19 protein-coding genes are annotated in these 21,961 nt (G+C 75.3%); 11 read left to right on the top strand and 8 right to left on the bottom strand.

From position 1 onward, the window contains the following. Window positions 1-5: 5 nt before the first annotated feature. Window positions 6-1,082 (bottom strand): iron-siderophore ABC transporter substrate-binding protein, encoded by a 1,077-nt coding sequence (locus AC0VX0_RS11075; RefSeq protein ID WP_101965883.1) that lies wholly within the window; start codon window positions 1,080-1,082, stop codon window positions 6-8. 203 nt (window positions 1,083-1,285) lie between these two features. Here AC0VX0_RS11075 and AC0VX0_RS11070 point away from each other — a divergent pair, with 203 nt between their 5' ends. The 4 genes from AC0VX0_RS11070 (at window position 1,286) to AC0VX0_RS11055 (ending at window position 5,287) form a co-directional block, all read left to right on the top strand. After that, entirely contained in the window at window positions 1,286-2,029 is a 744-nt protein-coding gene (locus AC0VX0_RS11070; protein WP_087113520.1) for a ubiquinone/menaquinone biosynthesis methyltransferase, read from the top strand. A 330-nt stretch (window positions 2,030-2,359) separates the two neighbouring features. Beyond that, window positions 2,360-3,088 carry a response regulator transcription factor gene (locus AC0VX0_RS11065; protein ID WP_377651735.1) on the top strand — a complete coding sequence of 243 codons (729 nt, stop codon included), beginning with the start codon at window positions 2,360-2,362 and terminating at the stop codon, window positions 3,086-3,088. A gap of 94 nt (window positions 3,089-3,182) precedes the next feature. After that, entirely contained in the window at window positions 3,183-4,760 is a 1,578-nt protein-coding gene (locus tag AC0VX0_RS11060) for a HAMP domain-containing sensor histidine kinase (RefSeq protein ID WP_230278033.1), read from the top strand. A 140-nt stretch (window positions 4,761-4,900) separates the two neighbouring features. Next, complete coding sequence (locus AC0VX0_RS11055) at window positions 4,901-5,287, top strand: WGxxGxxG family protein (protein WP_036314487.1); 387 nt, start codon at window positions 4,901-4,903, stop codon at window positions 5,285-5,287. A gap of 94 nt (window positions 5,288-5,381) precedes the next feature. On the opposite strand, the gene AC0VX0_RS11050 is transcribed toward AC0VX0_RS11055, so the two are convergent. Continuing rightward, entirely contained in the window at window positions 5,382-6,305 is a 924-nt protein-coding gene (locus AC0VX0_RS11050) for an ArgP/LysG family DNA-binding transcriptional regulator (RefSeq protein WP_377651726.1), read from the bottom strand. Between the two features lie 69 nt (window positions 6,306-6,374). On the opposite strand from AC0VX0_RS11050, the gene AC0VX0_RS11045 reads away from it, so the two are divergent. The 5 genes from AC0VX0_RS11045 to AC0VX0_RS11025 all read left to right on the top strand — a co-directional run bounded on the left by AC0VX0_RS11045 (window position 6,375) and on the right by AC0VX0_RS11025 (window position 11,931). After that, window positions 6,375-7,211, top strand: a complete 837-nt coding sequence (locus AC0VX0_RS11045) for a LysE/ArgO family amino acid transporter (protein ID WP_377651724.1) — start codon at window positions 6,375-6,377, stop codon at window positions 7,209-7,211. Window positions 7,212-7,236: 25 nt separating this feature from the next. Next, on the top strand, window positions 7,237-7,707 hold the full coding sequence (locus AC0VX0_RS11040; RefSeq protein WP_060775137.1) for an NUDIX hydrolase: 471 nt from the start codon (window positions 7,237-7,239) through the stop codon (window positions 7,705-7,707). Window positions 7,708-7,765: 58 nt separating this feature from the next. Next, entirely contained in the window at window positions 7,766-9,628 is a 1,863-nt protein-coding gene (locus AC0VX0_RS11035) for an ABC transporter ATP-binding protein (protein ID WP_101965878.1), read from the top strand. A 178-nt stretch (window positions 9,629-9,806) separates the two neighbouring features. Next, a complete protein-coding gene (locus AC0VX0_RS11030; protein ID WP_036314481.1) occupies window positions 9,807-10,802 on the top strand; it encodes a hypothetical protein in 996 nt (331 codons plus the stop codon). Window positions 10,803-10,920: 118 nt separating this feature from the next. Further along, on the top strand, window positions 10,921-11,931 hold the full coding sequence (locus AC0VX0_RS11025; protein ID WP_020625623.1) for a bile acid:sodium symporter family protein: 1,011 nt from the start codon (window positions 10,921-10,923) through the stop codon (window positions 11,929-11,931). A gap of 158 nt (window positions 11,932-12,089) precedes the next feature. Here the strand turns inward: AC0VX0_RS11025 and AC0VX0_RS11020 are convergent, their stop codons facing one another. Next, window positions 12,090-14,624: an FtsX-like permease family protein gene (locus AC0VX0_RS11020; protein ID WP_475451682.1), complete on the bottom strand. Its 2,535-nt coding sequence runs from the start codon at window positions 14,622-14,624 to the stop codon at window positions 12,090-12,092. 2 nt (window positions 14,625-14,626) lie between these two features. Continuing rightward, entirely contained in the window at window positions 14,627-15,469 is an 843-nt protein-coding gene (locus AC0VX0_RS11015) for an ABC transporter ATP-binding protein (protein ID WP_144825836.1), read from the bottom strand. Between the two features lie 165 nt (window positions 15,470-15,634). Between AC0VX0_RS11015 and AC0VX0_RS11010 the strand changes: the two genes are divergently transcribed. Then, on the top strand, window positions 15,635-16,210 hold the full coding sequence (locus AC0VX0_RS11010; protein ID WP_221845170.1) for a TetR/AcrR family transcriptional regulator: 576 nt from the start codon (window positions 15,635-15,637) through the stop codon (window positions 16,208-16,210). Between the two features lie 13 nt (window positions 16,211-16,223). Here AC0VX0_RS11010 and AC0VX0_RS11005 read toward each other — a convergent pair whose 3' ends face one another. From AC0VX0_RS11005 to AC0VX0_RS10990, 4 genes are all read right to left on the bottom strand, one after another. Continuing rightward, window positions 16,224-16,487 (bottom strand): hypothetical protein, encoded by a 264-nt coding sequence (locus AC0VX0_RS11005; RefSeq protein WP_221845169.1) that lies wholly within the window; start codon window positions 16,485-16,487, stop codon window positions 16,224-16,226. 370 nt (window positions 16,488-16,857) lie between these two features. Then, the gene (locus tag AC0VX0_RS11000) at window positions 16,858-17,550 is read right to left on the bottom strand and encodes a response regulator (RefSeq protein ID WP_036316208.1); all 693 of its coding nucleotides are present in this window, start codon (window positions 17,548-17,550) and stop codon (window positions 16,858-16,860) included. A 56-nt stretch (window positions 17,551-17,606) separates the two neighbouring features. After that, entirely contained in the window at window positions 17,607-18,950 is a 1,344-nt protein-coding gene (locus AC0VX0_RS10995; RefSeq protein WP_063189408.1) for a sensor histidine kinase, read from the bottom strand. Window positions 18,951-19,015: 65 nt separating this feature from the next. Next, window positions 19,016-20,170, bottom strand: coding sequence for a nitronate monooxygenase (locus AC0VX0_RS10990; RefSeq protein ID WP_144818892.1), 1,155 nt, complete (start codon window positions 20,168-20,170; stop codon window positions 19,016-19,018). Between the two features lie 81 nt (window positions 20,171-20,251). On the opposite strand from AC0VX0_RS10990, the gene AC0VX0_RS10985 reads away from it, so the two are divergent. Continuing rightward, window positions 20,252-21,706, top strand: coding sequence for an L-lactate permease (locus AC0VX0_RS10985; protein ID WP_144818894.1), 1,455 nt, complete (start codon window positions 20,252-20,254; stop codon window positions 21,704-21,706). Window positions 21,707-21,961 lie beyond the last annotated feature (255 nt).

The following is a 21,961-nucleotide window of genomic DNA, read 5'->3' as shown; positions in this document are numbered from 1 at the left end:
AGGGATCAGCCCTGCGCGGTCTTCGCGGCCTCGGCGATCGGCGGGACGACCTTCTCGAGCGCGAACGGGATGGACAGCGGGGAGATCGCGGAGACGGAGAGGACCTCCTGCTCGTCCGTCTGCAGGACGAGGGCGCCGGCCTTCACGGCCGGGATCGAGCCCAGCAGGGGGTCGGACTCGATGGCCTCGCGGACCGAGTCCTGGGCGGCCCAGGAGACGAACACGTCCGACTCCAGCTCGTCCGCGCGCTCGGGCGACCACGTGAAGAAGAACGCCTGGTCCTCCGGGGAGTTCTCCGTCACCACCGGCGCCTGCTCCATGCCGAGCAGCTCGAGGAACTTCGGGCGGTTGTCCACGTCCGTGTAGATGCTGATCTGGTCCGCGGCGGCGGGGTCGATGGTGCCGTAGACGAAGGACGCGCCCTGGAGGCCCGCGTGCTTCTCGCCGGCGTCCTTGATCTGCTGCTCGAGGTCCGCGATGAGCTCCTCCGCCTCCTGCTCCTTGCCGAGCACGCGGCCGATGACCTCCGTGGACTGCTGCCACGAGGTGCCGTAGGCGGGGACGTCCTTCGGGTAGGCCACTGTGGGGGCGATCTTCGAGAGGCGGTCGTAGTCCTCCTGCGTGATGCCGGAGTAGACGGCGAGGATGACGTCCGGCTTCACGGCGGCGATCGCCTCGGCGTCGATGCCGGAGGCCTCGGACCACTGCACGGGCTTCTGGGCGCCCTCGGTCTCGGCGAGCTTCGCGTCGAACCAGTCGGTGGACTTCTCCGCGTTCCCCCCGAACTCCACGGCGGCCATGCCCACCGGCACCACCCCGAGGGCGAGGGCCACGTCCTGGTTCACCCAGGACACGGTGGCCACGCGGGTCGGGCGCTGCGGGATCTCGGTGGTGCCGTAGACGTGCTCGATGCTGCGGGGGAACGCGGCGTCCCCGCCCGCGGCGTCCGACGACGACGCACCGGCCGACGAGGACGAGGCCGAGCCTCCGGCCGGGCCGGTGGAGCACGCGGCGAGCAGGAGGGTGAGCCCGACTCCCCCGCTGGCGAGGAGGGAGCGGCGGGACAGGGGGGACGGTGCCATGGTGGTGGCCTTTCACGGTCGCGACGCGCGGGCGCCGGGCGGAGGGGGTCGGGTCTGCGGTCGGAGGATGCGTCGGCCCTGCCGGGCCGGCATTAGCAAACACTGACGTGAGGTAACTCCTGAAGGTTAGGGCAACCTAACGCCTCTGTGCAATCCCGGGGAGGGCCGTCGTCGGGGGGAGGTGGGCGGGATACGGTGGCCTGGTGAGCCAGAACCCCCTCCCCGCCCCACGCGGCGACGCGCAGCGCGGCGCCGCCGACCACCACGACCGGGTCTCCGCGATGTTCGACGCCATCGCCGGCCGCTACGACCTGATGAACGCCGTCATGACATGGGGTCAGGAGCCGCGCCTGGTGCGCCACACGGTGGCGCGTGCCAACATCCCGGCGCAGGCCCGCGTGCTCGACCTGGCCACCGGCACCGGCGACCTCGCGTTCGAGGTGCTCAAGCAGCACCCCGACGCGCAGGTGGTGGGCGCGGACATCGCCGCCGAGATGATGGAGGTCGGCCGTGCCCGCGCGGGCGGGGACCGCATCGAGTGGGTCGTCGCGGACGCGACGGACCTGCCGTTCGAGGCCGGCTCGTTCGACGCCGTGACCCACGGCTACCTGCTGCGCAACGTCGCGGACATCCCGGCGACCCTCGCCGAGCAGTTCCGCGTGCTGCGCCCCGGCGGCTGGGTCGCGGCCCTCGAGACGTCGCCGGCGCCGGACAACGTGCTCAAGCCCTTCTCCTCCTTCTACATCCACCGGGTGATGCCACAGCTGGCGAAGCTGATGGCCGACCGGCCGGAGGCCTACGCGTACCTGTCCTCCTCGACGAAGGCGTTCCACACGCCGGACGAGGTCGCGGACCTCTTCGCGGACGCCGGCTTCGTGAACATCGGGCACGAGACCCACATGTTCGGCACCCTGGCCACGCACTGGGCCATGAAGCCGGTCGACTGACGCCGGCCACGCGGCGCGGCGTGGGCGTGAGGCGGCCCCGGTGGCGCCGCCGGATGTGTCAGGGCTGTGACGAGTCACGCTGATGTCCGCGTTCCGAGAAGACTCTGGGCCGACCCGGCTGGTCCGCGTAGCATGGGGCCCCGTCGAGGGGGATCCGCGCACCCCCGGCCTCCGGTCGCCGCCCGTCCATCATCCCCCGGAACGGCGTCGCCCTCCGTCGCGAGGCGCTCGTCCCCGCAGTCCGCGACGTCCGCGTGGGCACCGTGAACCGTCTCCAGAACGTAGAGGAACCTTGTGAGTCCCATCCAGAGCACCACCGGCCCGTCATCCATGGCGGAGCTGAAGAAGGTCCTGCCCGAGCTCTCGCATCCGGACGGCGCACCGGTGCGGGTGCTCGTCGTGGACGACGAGCCGATGATCGCCGACCTGCTCTCCATGGGCTTCACCCTCTGCGGCTGGGAGGTGATCGTGGCCCACGACGGCGCGACCGCCGTCGAGCTGGGCACCGCCGGCCGTCCGGACCTGGCGATCCTGGACGTCATGCTGCCGGACATGGACGGCCTGGACGTCCTGGAGCGCCTGCGCGCCCACTGGTCGGAGATGCCCGCCATGTTCCTCACCGCCAAGGACGCGACGGAGGACCGCGTGGCGGGCCTGGCCGCCGGCGGCGACGACTACGTGACCAAGCCCTTCTCCATGGAGGAGGTGCTCATCCGCGCGCACCGGCTCGTGCAGCGCTCCGGCGTGGTCTCGGGCGGCTCCGAGGTGCTCGTGGTCGGCGACCTGGTGATGAACACCCGCACTCACGAGGTGACCCGCGGCGGCGACGAGATCGAGCTGACCGCCACGCAGTACAACCTGCTGCAGTTCCTCATGGCCAACGTCCGCACGGTGCTCTCCAAGGAGCGCATCCTGCAGGACGTCTGGGGCTACGACTTCGGCGGCCGCGCGAACATCGTCGAGCTGTACATCTCCTACCTGCGGAAGAAGATCGACGCGGATCGGGATCCGATGATCCACACCATCCGCGGCGCCGGGTATGTCATCCGGCCTGCCTGAGACCGGCGCGGTCCCGTCGGGGCACGGCAGCACCCGCCGCAGGCGGCCCACGTCGCTGGCCCGCCGCGTCGGCGCCGGCGTCCTTCTGATCCTGGTGGCCACCATCACGGCCTACTCGTTCTTCGCGGCCGGCATCACGAAGGCCCTGCTGACCGAATCCGCCTCCCGGGACGCCTCCGAAGCATGGATCCGCGCCTCGGAGCAGCTGACGGTCCCCTCGCCGGGCGGAGGGGACGACGTCGGCCCCGGGGAGGGGTACCTGCGCGCGCCAGGCACCCTCGGCCAGCCCGAGGGCACGGTGGTCGCGCTCGTCCCGCTCTCCGGTCTGGAGGAGCATCGGCAGGACGCCCTCACCGGGCACCGGGTCGGTGACGCCGGGCAGTCCGTGCCGCTCACGGCGCGGGAGGCCCACGACCTTCTGCGCGCCGTCCGGGACCGGCCGGGTGGGCCGATGCTGGACGCCGTCGTCGGTGACGTCTCCTATCGCGTCCAGGCCCAGACCCTGACCGCGCCGGGCCCCTGGGTGGCCGCGGACCAGGGACTCGTGGTGGGGGCGCCGACCGGCGCCATGTCCGACGTCGCGCGCCAGGCGCTGGTCGCGGTCGCCGTCGGACTGTCCGTCACCGTCCTCACCACCGCGATCCTGGTGACCCTGTGGCTGCGTCGGGGACTGGCCCCGCTGCGCGAGGTCGCCGCCGTCGCCGAGCGGGTCGCCCAGGTGGACATGGCCCGCGCCGGGCTCGATCCGGAGGACTCACGCATGCCGCCTCGGCTCCTGCAAGGGCCGGACGAGGTGGCCGTCGTCGCCCAGGCGCTCGAACGGTTCACCGGCTCGGTCGAGGCGGCCCTGGAGCAGCGACGCGTGCAGGAGCAGCAGATGCGCCGGTTCATGGCGGACGCCTCCCACGAGCTGCGCACGCCGCTCGCCTCGGTGCGCGGCTACGCCGAGATGATCGCGATGACGGAGGAGCTCTCCGCGACCGGCCGGCGGTCGCTCGGCCGGGTGCTGTTCCAGGCCGACCGGATGGCGGCCCTCGTGGACGACATGCTCCTGCTCGAACGGCTCGAGTCCGTCTCGCGCGGCCGGGCCATGGGTCTGGAGCCCTCCGAGGAGGTGGCGCTGGCCGAACAGGTGGACCTGTCCGAGGTGGTCCTCGAGGGCGTGATGGACGCCCGCGCTGCGTGGCCGGACCACACGTGGGTGGTGGACCTGCCCGAGGGGGCGGAGCCGGGCACCCAGCGGTCCGTCACCGGCGACCGGTCGCAGCTGGCCCGCGTGGTCGGCAACCTGCTCTCCAACGCGGCCAAGCACACCCCCGTCGGGACCACCGTCACGGCCTCCGTGCGGGAGGACCGGCCCCGGCCCGGCCTCATGCTCGTCAGCGTCCACGACGACGGCGGCGGCATCCCGGCCGACCGACACGCCACCCTCTTCCACCGCTTCGTCCGCGGCCCCGGGAAGGGCCGGACGGACCCCCCGGGCACGGAGCCGTCCACGGGTCTGGGTCTGGCCATCGTGCGCTCGATCGCGCGCAGCCACGGCGGGGACGTGACCGTGGCGTCCGAGGACGGGTGGACGCGCTTCGACGTCGTCGTGCCCTGCACCCCGGGGCGCGCCGGGCCGGGGGCTGCGGGCTCCTGCTGCGGCTCCGCCCGGGGCGGCCGGCCCTGACCCCGGGTCGGCAACCGTTGACGGACCCCCACCCCCCTGTACGTACGGTGCCTGTGTATGACCGAAAGGGTCGTCCGGGACTTCCGGCCGATCCACCCCGACGCCGGTCGGCGAAGGCCGCCGGTGAGAGGAGCACGAACATGACTGACATCCGCCGAACCGCCACTGCCCTGACCCTCGCCGCCGCCGTCGTCACCGGCCTCGGTGCCCCCGCCGCCGTCGCGCAGACCACGGCCCCGGCCACCGAGGCCGCCACGACGGCACCGGCCTCCGAGTCGCCCGCCCCCCAGGAGGAGGAGAAGGACGACAACGGCAACTGGGGCCTGTGGGGCCTGGCCGGCCTGCTGGGCCTGGCGGGCCTGGCCGGCCGCCGCAAGCGTGAGGTGCACGCCGAGCCCGTGCGCCGCGACCACCACGTGGGCGGCGCGCACCGCGACCATGACGTGCACCGCGTGGACGACCGCGCCGGCGACGTGCGCGCCGAGGGCGCGGACACCCGCCGCCCGGGCACCGGCGACGCCCGCTGACCCGACCCCGGCCGCCCCGAGCGGCCCGTGACCGCGACCCCCGCCCCTCCGGCGGGGGTCGCGGCGCGTCCGGGGCGGGTCTCGAATGCGCCCGTCAGTCCGCGGTGTCCCCCGCCGAGGGCGCGGCGCGCAGCACCGCGTCCGTGAGGCGGTCCAGGGCCGCGGTCCCGGCCGTCCAGCGCTGCCAGTGCAGGTGCACGTCGGCCGCGCCGAGGGCCGGGATCGGCTCGAGGTCGGGGTGCCGGCCCTCGAGCACGCCCGGCGGGATCTGCACCGAGGGGAGCATGCCCCAGCCCAGCCCGAGCTCCACCGCCCGCAGATACGCGTGCACGGACGGCACCAGGTGGGTCGGCGGGACGATCGCGGGGCGGCCCCGGGTGACGCGGCGCAGCACCGTGCGCTGCAGGCCGTCGCGGGGGCCGTAGTCCACGATCGGCAGCGAGCCGAAGTCCACCCGGCCCCGCGCGTCGCGGTGCAGCTCCAGCAGGAAGGACGCGCACACCGCGTGATAGCGCATCGTGCCCAGCGGGGTGGAGGTGCACCCGGCCACGGGCGTGGGGTCGTCCGTCACGGCCGCCACGACCGCGCCGTCCCGCAGCAGGACGGCGGTGTGCTCCTGGTCCTCGGACTGCATCTGCAGGACGACGTCGTCCCACGTCGCCGCCTCGCGCAGCACGGGCTCCCACCACGTGTCGAGGGAGTCCGCGTTGAGGGCCACGCGCAGCGGCACGCGGCCGCCGTCGCCCCGGCCGAGCGCGGCGAGCGTCTCGTCCTCGAGCACGAGGGTCTGCCGGGCGAGACGGAGCATGCGCTCTCCGGCCGCGGTCGGCCGGACGGGGACGGTGCGGGCCAGGAGCACCTGGCCCACCTGCCGCTCCAGGGCCTTGATCCGCTGCGAGAAGGCCGAGCCGGAGATCCGCAGGGAGTCCGCGGCGGCGTCGAAGGTGCCGTGGTCGACGGCCGCGACGAGGGCGCGCAGGTGGTCGGAGTTCATGCGGTCCAGGGTAGGGGTGGCCATGAAGGATGTCTTCAGATCCTGAAGAAGATCGCGATGGCACGGACGTGGGGCGACTCCTATCCTCGCTCGGTGACCATCTTCGCCACCGGATTCCTGACCTACCTCGCCCTCATCGTCGCCATCGGCGCGCAGACCCTGTTCCTGTTGCGCCAGATCGTCCGACGCGACCGCGTGTGGACCGTCCTGACCGTGTGCTTCGTGGCCGATGTGGCGCTGCTCGTGCTCGGCGCCGGCGGCGTGGGCGTGGTGGCCGAACGCTGGCCGTGGCTCGTGCCCGCGCTGACCGTGGCCGGCGTGGTCTACCTCCTCGCGTTCGCCGTGGGCGCGCTGCGCTCCGCCTGGCGCGGGGACCGGACCCTCACCACCGCGGCCGCGGACGTCGAGGGGACCGGGCACGGCCCCGACCGCATCGACCTCGCGGTCCTCACCGGCGAGCTGCCCCTGATCGACCCGGCGACCGGCCGCCTGGCCGAGCGCGACCGCGAACCGGCCAGGGCCGGCGTCGGGCAGCACGACGACGGCGCGCCCGGCTTCGGCGCCCCCTCGGGCGGCGGGTCGGTGACGGTGCGGCAGCGCGTGCAGCCGCGCCGCATGGCGCTGGACCGTCCGCAGACGCCGCTGCCGCGGATCATCCTGCTGGCGCTGTCCGTCTCCCTGGTGAACCCGCACGCCATCCTCGACACCGTGGTCATGATGGGCACCTTCGCGCAGACGTTCGGGGCGGCGAAGTGGACGTACGTGGGCGGCGCGGTGGCGGCCTCCCTCGTGTGGTTCACCGCGCTCGGCTGGGGCGGCACCAAGCTCGCCCCGTCCATGGACTCGGCGCGGACGTGGCGGATCGTGGACGCCGTGGTGGGCGTGCTCATGCTGGGAATCGCCGTGAAGGTGGGGCTCACGCTCCTCTGAGCCGCGCGGAGAGGATGATGGGGGCATGAGTCCTTCCCCTTCCGACTCCGCCCGCACGCCGACCGTCGCGGCCGGGGAGGTCATCCGCGTCTCCGCCGTCGTGCTGGCCCGCCCGGACCGCCGCGTGCTGACCGTCCGCAAGGCCGGCACCGCCATGTTCATGTTCCCCGGCGGCAAGCACCTGCCCGGCGAGGCCCCCGTGGACACCGCCGTCCGCGAGGTGGCCGAGGAGACCGGGCTGCGCCTGCGCCCGGACGAGCTGACCCGCCTCGGCGCGTGGGACACCGCCGCCGCCAACGAGCCCGGCGCCGCCCTGCACTCGGAGGTGTTCGCGCTGTGGCGGCCCGTCGCCCGGCACGAGGTCCCCGAGCCGACGGACGAGATCGTCGAGCTGCACTGGATGGACCCCGCCGCCCCGGCCGCACCGGGCGGGCACGGCGTGGCCCCGCTGCTGCACCCCGTGCTGGCCGCCGTCGCGGCAGCGCCCCCGTTCTGACCTCCAGGCGGGCCGACCGGCCCGCGCTGACGTCCGCACCGGCCACTAGCCTGGCCGGGTGACGTCGCTGCTCCGCATCCTGCGCTTCGCGCCCCAGCTCCACCGCCTCTACCTCGGCATCGCCGTCAGCTCCGTGCTGGCCGCGGTGCTGGCCCTGGCCACCCCGTTCCTGATCGGTGCGGCCACGGACCGGATCGTCGCCGCCGTCGCGGGGGAGACCGACGTGGCCGAGGCCGTCACCGCGGTGACCTGGCTGGCGGTCGCGTTCCTCGCCGTCGAGGTGGCGACCACCCTGGTGGTGAGCGTGGGCGGCTACTGGGGCGACGTGATGGCCGCGCGCATGCGCACCATCCTCTCCACGCGGTACTTCGAGCAGCTGCTGCACCTGCCCCAGCGGTACTTCGACACCGCGATCACCGGGCGGGTCGTCAACCGGTTGAACCGCACCATCAACGAGATCACCCAGTTCCTGCAGTTCTTCGCGAACAACGCGTTCACCATGCTCGTCACCACCGCCGCGGTGCTCGTGATCACGGCGTTCTACTGGTGGCCGCTGGCGATCCTGCTGGCCGTCGTCTTCCCCGTGTACATGTGGCTCACCGCGCGGACGTCCGCGAAGTGGCAGGTGTGGGAGGGGGAGAAGAACACGGAGGTGGACGTCGCCTCGGGGCGGTTCGCCGAGGTGGTCTCCCAGATGTCCGTGGTGCGGGCCTACAACCGGCAGGACCACGAGCTCACCGGGTTCCGCGACCGGTTCCTGCGGACCGTGGAGATCACCCGGCAGCAGTCCCGGTTCTGGCACGGCATGGACGCCGGGCGCCGGCTCGCCCTGAACGTGGCCTTCGGCGCGATGTACCTGATCGTGTTCGTCCGCACCGCGCAGGGCCTGTTCTCCGTGGGCGACATGGTGATCCTCCTGCAGCTGATGAACATGGCCCGGCAGCCGATCTTCTCCATGAGCTTCCTCGTGGACTCCGCCCAGCGCGCCGTCGCCGGGTCGAAGGACTACTTCGAGGTGCTCGCCGAGGAGCGCGAGCGGGCCGGCGGGGCGGCGCTCGCGGCGGCGAGCGCGGAGGAGCCCCGCGCGCCGGCGGAGCCGCGGGCCGACGTCGTGCCGGGTGCGCCGGACGTCCCCGCGGACGTGCCGGCCGTGCGCTTCGACGAGGTCTCCTTCGCCTACGACGCCGACGCCTCCCGCCCCGTGCTGGACCGCGTGTCCTTCGACATCCCGCGGGGTGCCAGGGTGGCGCTCGTGGGCGAGTCGGGCGGCGGGAAGTCGACCATCGCGCACCTGCTGCTGGGTCTGTACCCGGTGACGAGCGGACGCATCGAGGTGTTCGGACAGGACGTCGCCGGGCTGGACCTGGCCGCGCTGCGCGGGCGGATCGCCACCGTGTTCCAGGAGCCGAGCCTGTTCTCCGGGACGGTGCGCGAGAACATCGCCTACGCGGACCCCGACGCCTCCGACGAGCGCGTCCGGGCCGCCGCCAAGGCCGCGTACGCGCACCGGTTCGTGGCGGCGTTCGACGACGGCTACGAACAGGTGATCGGCGAGCGCGGGCTGCGGCTGTCCGGCGGGCAGAAGCAGCGGATCGCGGTGGCGCGGGCCGTGCTGAAGGACGCGCCGATCCTTGTGCTGGACGAGGCCACCTCCGCACTGGACACGAAGTCAGAACGGCTCGTGCAGGCGGCCCTCGAGGACCTGATGGTGGGGCGGTCGAGCCTGATCGTGGCGCACCGGCTGAGCACGATCGCGTCCGTGGACCGGATCGTCACGCTGCGCGGCGGGCAGGTGCAGGAGATCGGGACCCCGGCCGAGCTGGCCGCGTCCGGCGGGATCTACGCGCAGCTGCTCGAGCTGCAGAGGGCCGGCACCCAGGAGGCCCGGAAGATGCTGAAGGAGTACGGGCTGAGCGGGTGATCCCGGAATCTTCTGCGGATCCGACCCTTCCGAGCGCTGCGCGGCGGCCCAGAAGGGTCAGATGTGCAACGGATTCCCAGCGCGCGGCAGGACGTCCACGACGACGTCGGCCCGACGCCTCCGCAGGGCCTGTGGACAACCGGGCCCGCCGACGTCGGGAGCGAGCAGGATCGGGGCCATGCGCGTGCCCGGACCCTTCCCCGCCCACCTCCAGGACGCCCCGTTCACGCGGGCGCAGGCGCTGGCCGCCGGGGTGTCCGGGTCGCGGCTGCGCAGCCGGGACGTCGAACGCGTCGCGCACGGCCACTACCGCTGGATCGGCCCCGTCACCGGGGCGACGCCGCCCGCGCGTCCCCTCGCCACCGAGCTGTCCCGGCTGCAGGACCTGGCGGCGATGCGTCCCGACGTCGTGGTGACCGGAGAGTCCGTGGCCCGGTTGCTGGGCTGGCCCCTCCCGGACGACGTGAAGGCCCGGGTGCGTCCTACCGTCCTGCGGTCCCGCACCCGCCGGGTGCTACGGGAGCCCGGCGTGCGCACCCGGCTCGTGGACCTGGACCGCGTCCTCGTGCGGAGGGACCGGCTGCACGGGCTGCGATGGACCTCGCACGCCGACACCTGGTTCCACCTGGCCACCGTCCTGGACCGAGACGCGCTCGTGGCGGTCGGAGATCGGCTGGCACGGGAGGACGAACGGCGGGGGAAGGTCGCGCTGGCCACCCGCCGGGAGCTCGGCGCCGCGCTCGAGCGGCACACCGGCGAGGCCGGGATCGTGCGGGCGCGGGAGGCGCTCGCGCTCGTGCGCACCGGTTCCGACTCCCCGGCCGAGACCGAACTGCGCCTGGCGCTGATGGCCGCGGGGCTGCCCGAGCCGGACCTGCAGATCGAGCTCTGGGACCCGGACTACTCGCTGTGGCACCCCGCCAGCGCGGACCTCGGCTACCGGCGGTGGCGGATCGCGATCCACTACGAGGGCAAGACCCACGACGGCGCCGCGCAGGTCGGCAAGGACACCCGCCGGGACGCGGTGTTCCTGCGTCAGGGCTGGCTCAACATCCGGGTGGCGGGGACGGACCGGTGGCGGGGATTCGTCGAGACGGCGGGGCTGGTGCGGGCCGCGATCGCGGAGCGTGGCGGTCTCGACGCCGGTGGCGCGGAGGATCGTCTGCGGAACTGACCCTTCTGGGGCGGGAGCGGACGTCCAGAAGGGTCAGGGGCGCAGAAGATTCCGGAAGGCCGACGACGGCGCCGCGTCACGCGACGACGCACCGCGGTCGCGCTCCTACCATGACGGGATGACCGCACCGGATCCCGCCCCCACCGACGCCCGCCGCGCGGAAGACCGCTCCGCACGCATCGCCGTCACCGTCTTCCCGCTGCTGGTGCTCGCCGCCGCGCTCGTGGGCTTCCTCGCCCCGACCGCCGCGAAGACGCTGCTGCCCCAGGTCAACCTGTTCCTCGGGATCATCATGTTCGGCATGGGCCTGACGCTGACCCTTCCGGACTTCGGCCTCGTCGCCCGCCGGCCGCTGCCCGTGCTGCTGGGCGTGGTGGCGCAGTACGCGATCATGCCGCTGCTGGGGCTCGGCGTCGCCGTCGTGCTCCAGCTGCCGCCCGAGCTCGCGGCGGGCGTGATCCTCGTGGGCTCGGCCCCGGGCGGCACGTCCTCGAACGTGGTCAGCTACCTCGCCCGCGCCGACACCGCCCTCTCCGTGGCCATGACCTCCGTGTCCACGCTCCTGGCCCCGCTGCTCACGCCGCTGCTCACCCTGTGGCTGGCCGGCCAGTACATGGCCGTCGACGGCGGCGCCATGGCCAAGTCCATCGTGAACATCGTGCTCCTGCCGGTCCTAGGCGGACTCGTCGTGCGCCTGCTGCTGCGCCGCGTCGTCGACCGCGTGCTGCCCGCCCTGCCGTGGGTCTCGGTGGTGTTCATCGCGCTGGTGGTGGCCGCCGTCGTCGGCAACAGCGCCTCCCGCGTGCTGTCGGCGGGCCTGCTGGTGTTCGCAGCGGTGGTGCTGCACAACGGGCTCGGCTACCTGCTCGGCTACGGCGCGGCGAAGCTGTTCCGGCTGCCCACGCCCGTGGCGCGCACGGTCTCGATCGAGGTCGGCATGCAGAACTCGGGCCTGGCCGCGGGCCTCGCCGCGCAGTACATCTCGCCGGCGGCAGCCCTGCCGGGCGCCGTGTTCTCGATCTGGCACAACCTCTCCGGGGCCGTGCTCGCGATGGCCTACCGCCGTTCCGACGGCCGCAGGGCCGCGGGCGCCCCCGGCTCGGCCCCGGCGAATCGTCTGCGGAACTGACCCTTCTGAGGCGGGATCAGACCCCCCAGAAGGGTCAGTTCCGCAGACGATTCCGGACGGTCGACGACGACGCCGGCCGCCGGGCAGCGCGCGAGTGAGGGCCGTGGCGTGGCCCGGCTCACACCGTGGCCCGCCCGCTCACACCGCGCCCCGCTCGCTCACACCGCGGCCAGGCCCGCCACGGGGCTCAGCCGGGCCGCCCGACGCGCGGGCAGCAGCGACGCCGCCAGGCCGGCCAGCGCCGCCACGGCCACCACCAGCCCGAGCTCGAGCCACGGCACGGCCGGGCGCACCGCGGTCCCGGCGCCCGCGGTCGCGGAGAGGTCGGCGAGGACCAGCTGCGCCCCCGCCCAGCCGTAGCACACCCCGAGGGCGCAGCCCAGCACGGCGGCCACGACCGCGATCAGCACGGCCTCGATCGCGATCGCCCCGCGCAGTCCGCCTCGCGTCAGGCCGAGGGCCCGCAGCAGCGCGTTCTCGCGCGTCCGCTCGATCACGGACAGGCTCAGCGTGTTCGCCACGCCGATCAGCGCGATCAGCACGGACACCGCCAGCAGCGCCACCACGATCCCGAGCATCGCGTCGATGATCCGGGCGTAGAGCGCGCGCTCGCCGGCCCCGCCGTCGATCACGGCCGCCCCGGCGCCCGCGGCCCGGGTCACGTCCTCGCTCAGGCCCTGCAGGCGGTCGACGGGGACACCGGGGTCGAGCGCGACGAGCAGCTGGCCCGGCACGGCGGCGCCCGCGGCCCCGTCCCACCCGGTCTCGCGCAGCGGCTCGGCCGCCACGTACACGCCGGAGCTCAGCGAGCCCGCGCGCACCGGGACGAACGTCCGCTCGGCTCCCGCCACCTCAGCGCGGACCTGATCCGCGTCGACCCAGTCGGGCACGAGCGCCGTGCCGGGGTCGCCGAGGCCGGTCACGCCCTCTGGCAGGCGCGCGACGACGGCGCGCAGGTCCGCGGCCGACGTCGCCAGCACGGGGGTCCCGTCCTCCGTGGCGCCCACCGAGGTGGCCAGGGCCACCGCCTGCACGTCCGCCGTCGCGGCGACGGCCTCGGCCGCACGGGCCGGGTCCGCGTCGGCGGGCAGCTGCACCACGAGGTCCACCGGGTAGGCGGTGTCCAGGGCGAGGGCCGTCTGCTCCTGGGCGGTGCGCCCGCCGGTGAGCAACAGCGCCACGAGGGTGGTGCCCACGAGCAGGGCCGCGGCGGTGGCGGCGGTCCGGGACCGGTGGCGCACCGCGTTCAGCCCGGCCAGGCGACCGGGGACGCCGGCCGGACGGGCCAGCACCGCCGCCCCCCGCACCGCGGCGGGCACGAACAGCCGCGCCAGCAGCAGCACGCCCACGAAGGACAGCGCGCCGCCGCCGATCGCCGAGACCGGCTCCCGCGTGGACACGCCCCACAGCATGAGAGCGGTGCCGCCGAGGGCCAGCATCAGCCCGATCGCCGTGCGGACCCGGCCGCCGCGCGATCCGGCGGTCACCTCGTCCCTGGGCCGCAGGGCCTCGAGCGGGGCGACGCGCGTCGCGGCCACCGCGGGGGCCAGCGCGGCCAGGACCGTCACCGCCACGCCCACGGCCACCGAGACGGCGAGCCCTGCCGGGTGCAGCCCGAACGTGAGGAACGGCAGGTCCAGCATCGCGCGGGCGGCCGCGGCCACGCCGGCCACGATCGCCACGGCGAGCCCGGCGCCCAGCACGGAGCCCACCACGCCCACGACGGCGGCCTCGGTCAGCACGGACGCCCGCACCTGGGCCGTCGTCGAGCCGATGGTGCGCAGCAGCGCGAGGTCACGGGTGCGCTGGGCCACGAGCACCTGGAAGGTGTTCGCAATGACCAGCGCGGTCACCAGCAGGGCCAGCGCCGCGAAGCCGCCGAGCACCCAGCCCAGCAGGTCGGTGCCGCCGCTCAGCTGCGTCACCGCCGAGCGCACGGCCTCGTCCGGGGTCGCGACGTCGACGTCCGCCCCGGCCGCGGCGGCCTCGGCGCGGGCGGCCTCGGCGACGGCGGGGACGTCCGCCCCGTCGGCCAGGCGCAGCAGCAGGTGGGGGGTGAACCCGGCCTCCCCGTCCTGGCCCTGCACCGCGGTCAGCGCCGCGGGCGAGGCCCACACCTGCGCCTGCCCGGAGAGCATCGGGTCCGGGGAGGGCTGGGTCAGGCCCGTGACCACCGCGTCGACCGGCGTGGTGGCAGGGGCGGGCCCGGACTCGCTCGCCAGCGCGACGACGTCGCCCACGGCCACCCCGTGCCGGTCCGCGGTCTGCGCGTCGAGGGTGACGCCGCGGGCGTCGTCGGCGGCGGGCAGGGCGCCGGCGGTCACGGTCAGGCCCGCCAGGGCCGGGTCGCGGGGCAGGGGCATCACCGCGGCGCCGAACTCGGCGTCCGCGGCGCGGGCCGCCGCCCACGCCATCCGCAGGGCGTACGCCTCCTCGACGCCGTCCAGGCGGGCCAGCGGGCCGGGCTCGGCACCGGTGCCGGCGAGGTCGGAGACGTCCTCGGACCCGCCCGGCAGGACCACGAGGTTGGCGCCGGCGTAGGTGCTGCCGAGCGTGGCGCGCAGGGTGGCCTGCGCCGTCGAGGAGACGAGGAAGGAGGCCGCGAGGAACAGGGTGCCGATCAGGATGGCCAGCACCAGGGAGACGTAGCGGCGCGGCTGGGTGCGCAGCTGGGAGAGGGCGACGGTCCACATGGTCAGCGCACCCCGCCCTCGGCCGGGGCGGACAGGGCGGTCAGGGCCGCGGTGACGGACTCGACCGTGGGGTCCACGAGCTCGCCGGCCAGGTGGCCGTCCGCGAGCAGCACGACGCGGTCGGCGGCGGAGGCGGCCACGGGGTCGTGGGTGACCATGATGACGGTCTGGCCCATCTCCCGCGCGGACCGGCGCAGCAGGCCGAGCACCTCGGCGGAGGTGGCGGTGTCCAGGTTGCCGGTGGGCTCATCCCCGAACACGACGTCCGGTCGGGTGAGCAGGGCGCGGGCGACGGCGACGCGCTGCTGCTGACCGCCCGAGAGCTCGTGCGGGCGGTGGCCCAGCCGGTCCGCGAGGCCCAGGGTCCGGGTGATCTCCTCCAGCCACGCGCGGTCCGGGGCGCGGCCGGCCAGCTCGAGGGGCAGCACGATGTTCTGCTCGGCCGTGAGCGTGGGCACGAGGTTGAAGGCCTGGAACACGAAGCCCACGCGGTCGCGGCGCAGGCGGGTCAGGGCGGTGTCGTCCAGCCCGGTGATCTCGGTGCCGCCGATCCGCACGGAGCCCGAGGTCGGCGCGTCCAGCCCGGCCAGGCAGTGCATGAGCGTCGACTTGCCCGAGCCCGAGGGCCCCATGATCGCGGTGAACGCGCCCGAGGCGAAGTCCACGTCCACCCCGCGCAGGGCGTGCACCTGCGCGTCACCGCGCCCGTAGGCGCGGGTGAGGCCGCGGGCGCAGACGGCGGGCGCCGTCGTCGTGGTGGCGGACGACGACGGCGTGCCCGGCCCCGGCGCGACGGGGCCGGGGGTCGTGGGAGAGGCGGGGTGCGAGGTGCGTGGGGTGTCCATGGAACCCACTCTTCCGCGCGGACGCGGCGGGGCGGATCGGAGGAGGGGACCACCTCTGCGGGCGGCGGGTCATGCCCGGGGATGAGGCGGGCCGGCGAGGCGTGGACCCGAGGGCGTCAGGTCCCCGCCGCCGGGCGGTGCGGGGCGGAGTGGGATGATGGGGACATGAGAGCCGACGCCCGCGCCAACCGCCAGGACCTGCTGGCGGCCGCCGGCCGTCTCATCGCCACCCAGGGGGCGGCGATGTGCCTGCGCGGGGTGGCGCAGGAGGCCGGGGTCGGCGTGGGCACGCTGTACCGGCACTTCCCCACGCGTCGGGATCTGCTGGACGCCGTGCTCGAGGACGTCGTGGCCCGCACCGGGGGGATCCTGCAGGCCTTCCTCGACGGGGCGGGCGGGGACGAGCACGGCGGCGGGGCCGAGGCGCGGTGGCGGCAGCTCGCCGAGGACCTGGGGGCCGTGAACCTGGCCTCGCTCGCGGCGGCCCGGGACGACTTCGACCCCGCCGACCGGCCGCCCGAGGCCCTCATCGCCGAGGCCGAGCGTGTGATCCTCGAGCTCGCGGACCAGGTGGTGGCCGAGGCGCGGCGGGCCGGGCTCGTGGGCCCGGACGTGACCGGGGCGGACTACCTGTTCGGCCTGCTCATGGTCACCCGGTCGCCGGAGTGCGCGCTGCTGGGCCACGGCCCGGACCAGCGGGGCTGGCTGCTGGACACGTACCTGCGCGGCCTGCGGCCCTGAGGGCGCGGCCGGGTCAGTCGCCCGGGGCGTCCTCCTGGACGGGGCGGGCGGTGGCCCACGCGACGGCGCCGGCGAGCAGGCCGGCGCCCGCGGTGAGTGCCAGGCGGAGCAGCCCCTCGACCCCCGTCAACAGGCTCAGGCCCAGCATCACGACGGCGGCCGTCACCAGCGCGACGAAGAAGGCCACGCATTCGCTGTCCCGCTGTGCCTGCTCGGTGGCTGCGTCGGAGGCGCGGGACGTCGTCGGGGTGGGGTGGTCCAGGATGCTGCCGGTCATGGTGCCTCTCCTCCAGTGCGCGTCGGGCCGGGGCGGCCGTCGGCGCGTGCACCCCGGCGGCGGACCCGCTGCGGGGCCTGCGTCCAGCATCGCGGAGGGGGTGGGCGCACCGGCAGGGCCATGAGGATGAACCTCGGGGCGTCCGACTCATACCCAGGTATGACCTGTGATTGTGCTGGCAGGCGCCTGGGGAGTGGCTCAGGGAAGGGCCCCGCCGCCCCGGCCGACCGCCCCGGCCGACCGTCGAGGCCGGCCGTTGAGGCCCGCAGACACGCCGCTACGACGACGGCGTAGCGGCGTGTCTGCGGGCCTCGACGAGGGGTGGGGCAGGGGCTAGGGCGGGGGCTGCAGGGCGTGCCGGAACGGCGGGTCAGAACTGCACGAGGCCCGCGCGGTGGGCGATGAGCACGGCCTGCACGCGGTCGCGGGCGCCTAGCTTGGCCAGCACCCGGCCGACGTGCGTCTTCACCGTGGCCTCGGAGAGCACGAGCTCGGCGGCGATCTCCAGATTCGCGGCGCCCTGCGCCATGAGCACCAGCACCTCGTGCTCGCGCGGGGTCAGCGACGCCACGGCCGCCTGCTGCTCCTCGCACTCGGCGCTGCGGACCTGGTCCGAGCGCAGACGCGGGGCCATGTGCGTCAGGAGCCGGCGCGTCGTGGACGGGGCGATCACGGCGTCGCCCCGGTGCACCGTGCGGATCGCGGCGAGCAGCTCCTCGGGCGGGGCGTCCTTGAGCAGGAAGCCGCTGGCGCCCGCCTCGATCGCGTCGAAGGCGTACTCGTCCAGGTCGAAGGTGGTCAGCACCACGACGCGCGGGGCGTCCGGCCGGCGCAGCAGCGCGCGGGTGGCCTCGATGCCGTCCATCTCCGGCATGCGCACGTCCATCAGCACGACGTCGGCGCCCGCCACGGACACCGACGCCACCGCCTCGCGCCCGCTGCCCGCCTCCGCCACGACCGTCAGGTCCGGCTGCGAGTCCACGAGCATGGCCAGCCCGGAGCGGATCAGTGCCTGGTCGTCCACCAGGGCCACGCGGACGGGGACGGTCTCCTCAGAGCTCATGGGGTCATCCTCTCAAGTCGGGCGGGGTGAGCGGGCGAGACGGGGGCGGCCACCCCTCACACCGCCGAGTACGGCAGGTGGGCGGACACGCGGTACCCGGCCCCGACGCGCGGCCCCGTCTCGAGCGTCCCGCCGAACAGGGCCGTCCGCTCGGCGGCCCCCCGCAGACCCTGGCCGCTGCCCCGGGTGGCGGGGTCGGCGGCGGCGCCGCAGCCGTCGTCGTCGATCTGCAGGTCCAGGCCGTGCGCCGTCCAGGCGAGCGTGACGAAGGCGTCCGCGTCCGGCCCGCCGTGGCGCAGCGTGTTGGTGAGCGCCTCCTGCACGATCCGGTACGCCGCCAGCTCCCCACCCGCCGGCAGCGTGCGGCGGGGTGTGCCGGTCTCCAGCAGGGACACCTCGAGCCCGGACAGGCGCATCGTCTCCACGAGGGCGGGCAGGTCCGCGAGTCGCGGCTGGGGCCGGCGGCCCGGGGGCAGGCGGGTGCCGCGGCCGTCGGGGGAGGCGACGACGTCGGCGGCGGGTCGCCGGGCGTCGTCGTCGGTCACGCCGGGCACCCCGGCCACGGTCTCGCCGGTCTCGCGGAGCACGCCGAGCAGCTGGCGCATGTCCGCGAGCGCGGAACGGCCGGTCTGGCCGATGGTCTCGAGCGCGGTGACCGCGAGCGCGGGCTTGGCGGCGGCGGCGTACCGGGCGCCGTCGGCCTGGGAGATGATCACCTGCAGGGAGTGGGCGACGATGTCGTGCATCTCCCGGGCGATGTGGCTGCGCTCGTCGGCGGCGGCGAGCTCGCGCTCCTGCCGGGACTGCACCTCGAGGCGGTGGGCGCGGTCCTCGAGGGCGCGCACGGCGAGGCGGCGGTTGCGCACGACGTCGCCGAACGCCCACGCGGTGAGCACCACGAGCCCGCAGCCGATCGCCATGATGACCATGGCCAGCGGCTCCGCGGGGGAGCGGACGGTGAGGCCGTCGGGGGTGACGAACTGCGCCGGGAACAGCCACACCTTCACCCCGTTGGCCACGCCGCCGACCAGCCCCAGGAGGAGCCCGGCCACGGAGACGCTCCGGGGCGCGTTTGCAGCGAGGTTGTAGACGGTGAGCGGCACCATCAGCAGGGACAGGCTGAACTCGGGCCCGGCGAGCAGGTGCAGGACGGCCGCGGCCGTCACGACGGCGGCCGAGGCCACCGGGCGCACCCGACGCACGGCCCACGGCAGGACCATGCCGGCCCCGGCCAGGAGGGAGACGGCCGTCTGCCGGCCCTGGGGGTCCGGGGCGACCATCGGCCCGAGCGCGATCCACGGCAGCGCCACGAGCACGGTGAACAGTGCCGCGGCGGCCATCACGTCGGTGCGCACGGGGTGCAGGCGCGTCCACTGGTCGAGGCGGCGCAGGGGGTTCACGCGGGCCAGCCTAGGCCGCAGGCCGAGGGGCCGGCGTCAGTCCGCGGGATGATCCGGGACGGTCCTCAGGGCGCGAGGGAGGCGAGGACGTCGGCGGCCGGCGCCTCACGGACCCGGTGCGCCTCGGTGCCGGCCCACAGGTGGACGCGTTCGAGGTCGCCGGCGGCCGCGGCGGCGGCGCGCAGCCCCTTCGTCAGGACGTTGACCTCGGGGTACGCGGCGGGGGCGTCCGGGTGCTCCGCCATGAACGCGGTGGCCAGCGACCGCGCCCACCGCCCCGTGTAGGCGCGGGTCAGGCCGGTGCGGGCCCGGCCGTCGTCGGCGGAGAAGCGTGTCCCGGCCGCACACGCCGCGACGGCGGCCCGGTGCGCCGCCGAGGTGCCCGCCTCCGGGGTGAGGAGGAACGCGGTGCCGGCCGAGACGGCGTCCGCGCCGGCGGTCAGCAGGGCGCGCACGTCCTCGGCGGTGCCCACGCCGCCGGCGGCCACCACGGGCGCGGCGCTCGCGGCCCCCGTCCCGACGACGTCGCGCACCGCCGCCAGCACCGTCGGCATCTCGGCGCGGGTCGGCTCCGCGGCCGGGTCCGACGTGCCCCGGTGCCCGCCGGCGCGGTGGCCCTGCACCACGAGGAACGCGGCCCCGTGGTCGAGGGCGGCCCGCGCCTCGGTCGCGTCCGTCACGGTGGCTCCGGCCGGGATACCCGCGGCGGCCAGCCGGGCGAACACGTCGGCGGCCGGCAGGCCGAACGTGAAGGAGACCAGCGGCCACGCCTGCTCCTCGGCGGCGGTGAGCAGGGCGTCGAAGTCGGCCCGTTCGGCGTCCGGGTCCGGGACGACGTCCGCGGCGGTGGGCAGGCCGGCGGCGCCGTCGGCCGTCAGGCCCGCCCGGTACGCGGCGACGGCCGCCGTCCGCGCCGACCGTGCCGCCTCCGTGCGCGCCGCGTCCGGGATGGCCGTGTTCACCGCGTCCGGCACGAACAGGTTCACGCCCCAGCGGTCCGGCCCCTCCGCGCCCAGCAGCGCGCGCAGCGCGTCCACCTGCGCGCGCATCTGCGCGGCCGTCCGCATGCCGCCGGCGAGGAACCCGCCGCCGCCTGCGCCCACGACGGCGGCGACCAGCTCCGGGGTCGAGGGGCCGCCGGCCATCGGGGCCACCGCCACGGGCACGGGCGGGATCAGGCGGGCGCGGGTGACGTCGTCGGGGTGGGATGGCTGCGTCATGACCCCCAGAGTAAGGGGAGGGGTGTCGGCCCCACCCCGCGCCTACAGTGGGGCGCAGTACACGAGGGAAGGGGGTGCGCCGTGGAGGTGCTGCTCGCGCTCTCACCCATCCTGCTCACCCTCGTGCTGCTGCTCACCCGACTGCCCGCGTGGGTGGCCCCGGCCGCCGGGACGGCCGTGGCCGTGCTGCTGGCCCTCACGGCCTTCGGCGTGGCCCCGGGCGACCTGGGCGGCGCGATCGGCGCCGGCGTGCCCACGCTGCTCGAGATCCTGGCGATCATCGCGGGCGGCATCACCCTGTCCCGCGTCATGGAGTACTCGGGCGGGCACGCGCGCCTGGCCGCGTGGCTGTCGGCGGGCAACGGCCCCACGATCGCGACCGCGCTGCTCATGGTGCACGGCGTCATCCCGTTCCTCGAGACCGTGACCGGGTTCGGCGTCTCCCTGATCGTGGGTGTGCCGCTGCTGCTGGGTCTGGGCTACACGGCGTTCCGGTCCGCGCTGATCTCCGTCCTCGCGCTCACCATCGGCCCGTGGGGGTCCATGGCGCCGGGCACGCTCATGGGCGCCCGCCTGTTCGGCCTGGACTTCCGGGAGATCGGGGTCACCGCCGCGGTGTTCAACCTGCCGGCCTGCCTGGTGGCGGGCGTGGCCACGGTGCTGCTGCTGCGCGGGGCGCGCGGCATGCGAGTCGACGTCGGCCCGGCCCGGACACTGCCCTGGCTCGGCGTCGCCGTGCTCTCCGGGGTCGCCCAGTGGGCGCTGATCCTGGGGGCGAACCTCGTGGTCGGCACCGCGCCGGCGGGCGCCGTCGCCACGTTCGTGCTCACCGTGGCCTGGCTGCTCGTGATCCGCGGCGGCCGGCTGCTGCCCGGGCCGGGGCGGGACGTGGTGCCGTACCTGACGCTCATGGCCGGCACCGTGCTGGGCACCACCGTGAAGGGCGCGTTCGGGCTCGAGGGGGCGGCGGCCCTCGTGGGGACGCCGGCGCTGTGGGCGTTCGTGGCGGTGGGCGTGGGCGTGTGGCTCCTCCACCTTGACGCCGCCGCCCGCCGCCGAGTCCCCCGCGAGGCCGGGAAGCTGTGGGTGGGCACCGCCATCCCCAACGCGCTCTACGTGGCGTTCGGGCTCATCCTCTCCGCCGGCGGGGTCTCGCAGGCGCTCGCGGGCGCACTCAGCGGGATGGGGGAGTCCTACCTGGTGGCGATGCCGTTCCTCGGCGCGTTCGCCGGCTTCATCACGGCCTCGAACACCGGGGCCATGGCCCTGATCGGCCCCCTGCAGATGGACACAGGCGCCGCCCTGGGCGTCCCCCCGCCCTGGTCCAACGGCCTGCACAACGCGGCCGCGGGCTGGGGCATCGTCGCCGGGCCCGCTCGCATCCAGGTGGCCCACGGCATGGCCGCGGGGGCGCAGTCGCCGCAGATGCCCGGCTGGGCCGTGACGCGGCGGAACCTGTTCGTGGTGCTGCTGCCGGCCATGCTCGCCGGGATCCTCGGCATGGCCGTGATGGGCTGGTTCCTGCTGCCGCGGTGACGCGCGGGGGGTGGAGCGGGGCCCGGGTGGGGCGGCCCGGTTCCGTGGGCGGAAGCGGCAGGCCAGAGCGTTCCGTGGGCAGAAGTGCCCTCTCTTCTGCCCACGGAGGCGACGGGGTTGTGGGTTCTGCCCACGGAGGCGACGGGGTTGTGGGTTCTGCCCACGGAGGCGCCGGGACTGCGGTGGCCGGCCGGGCGCGGGAGCCGGCCCGGTCCGCCCCGAGGCGGGGGCCGACGTCGACCTTCGGTGGACGCG

Source organism: Micrococcus sp. iso_26, from assembly GCF_056172975.1.
This window is presented reverse-complemented; position numbering and strand designations above follow the sequence as displayed.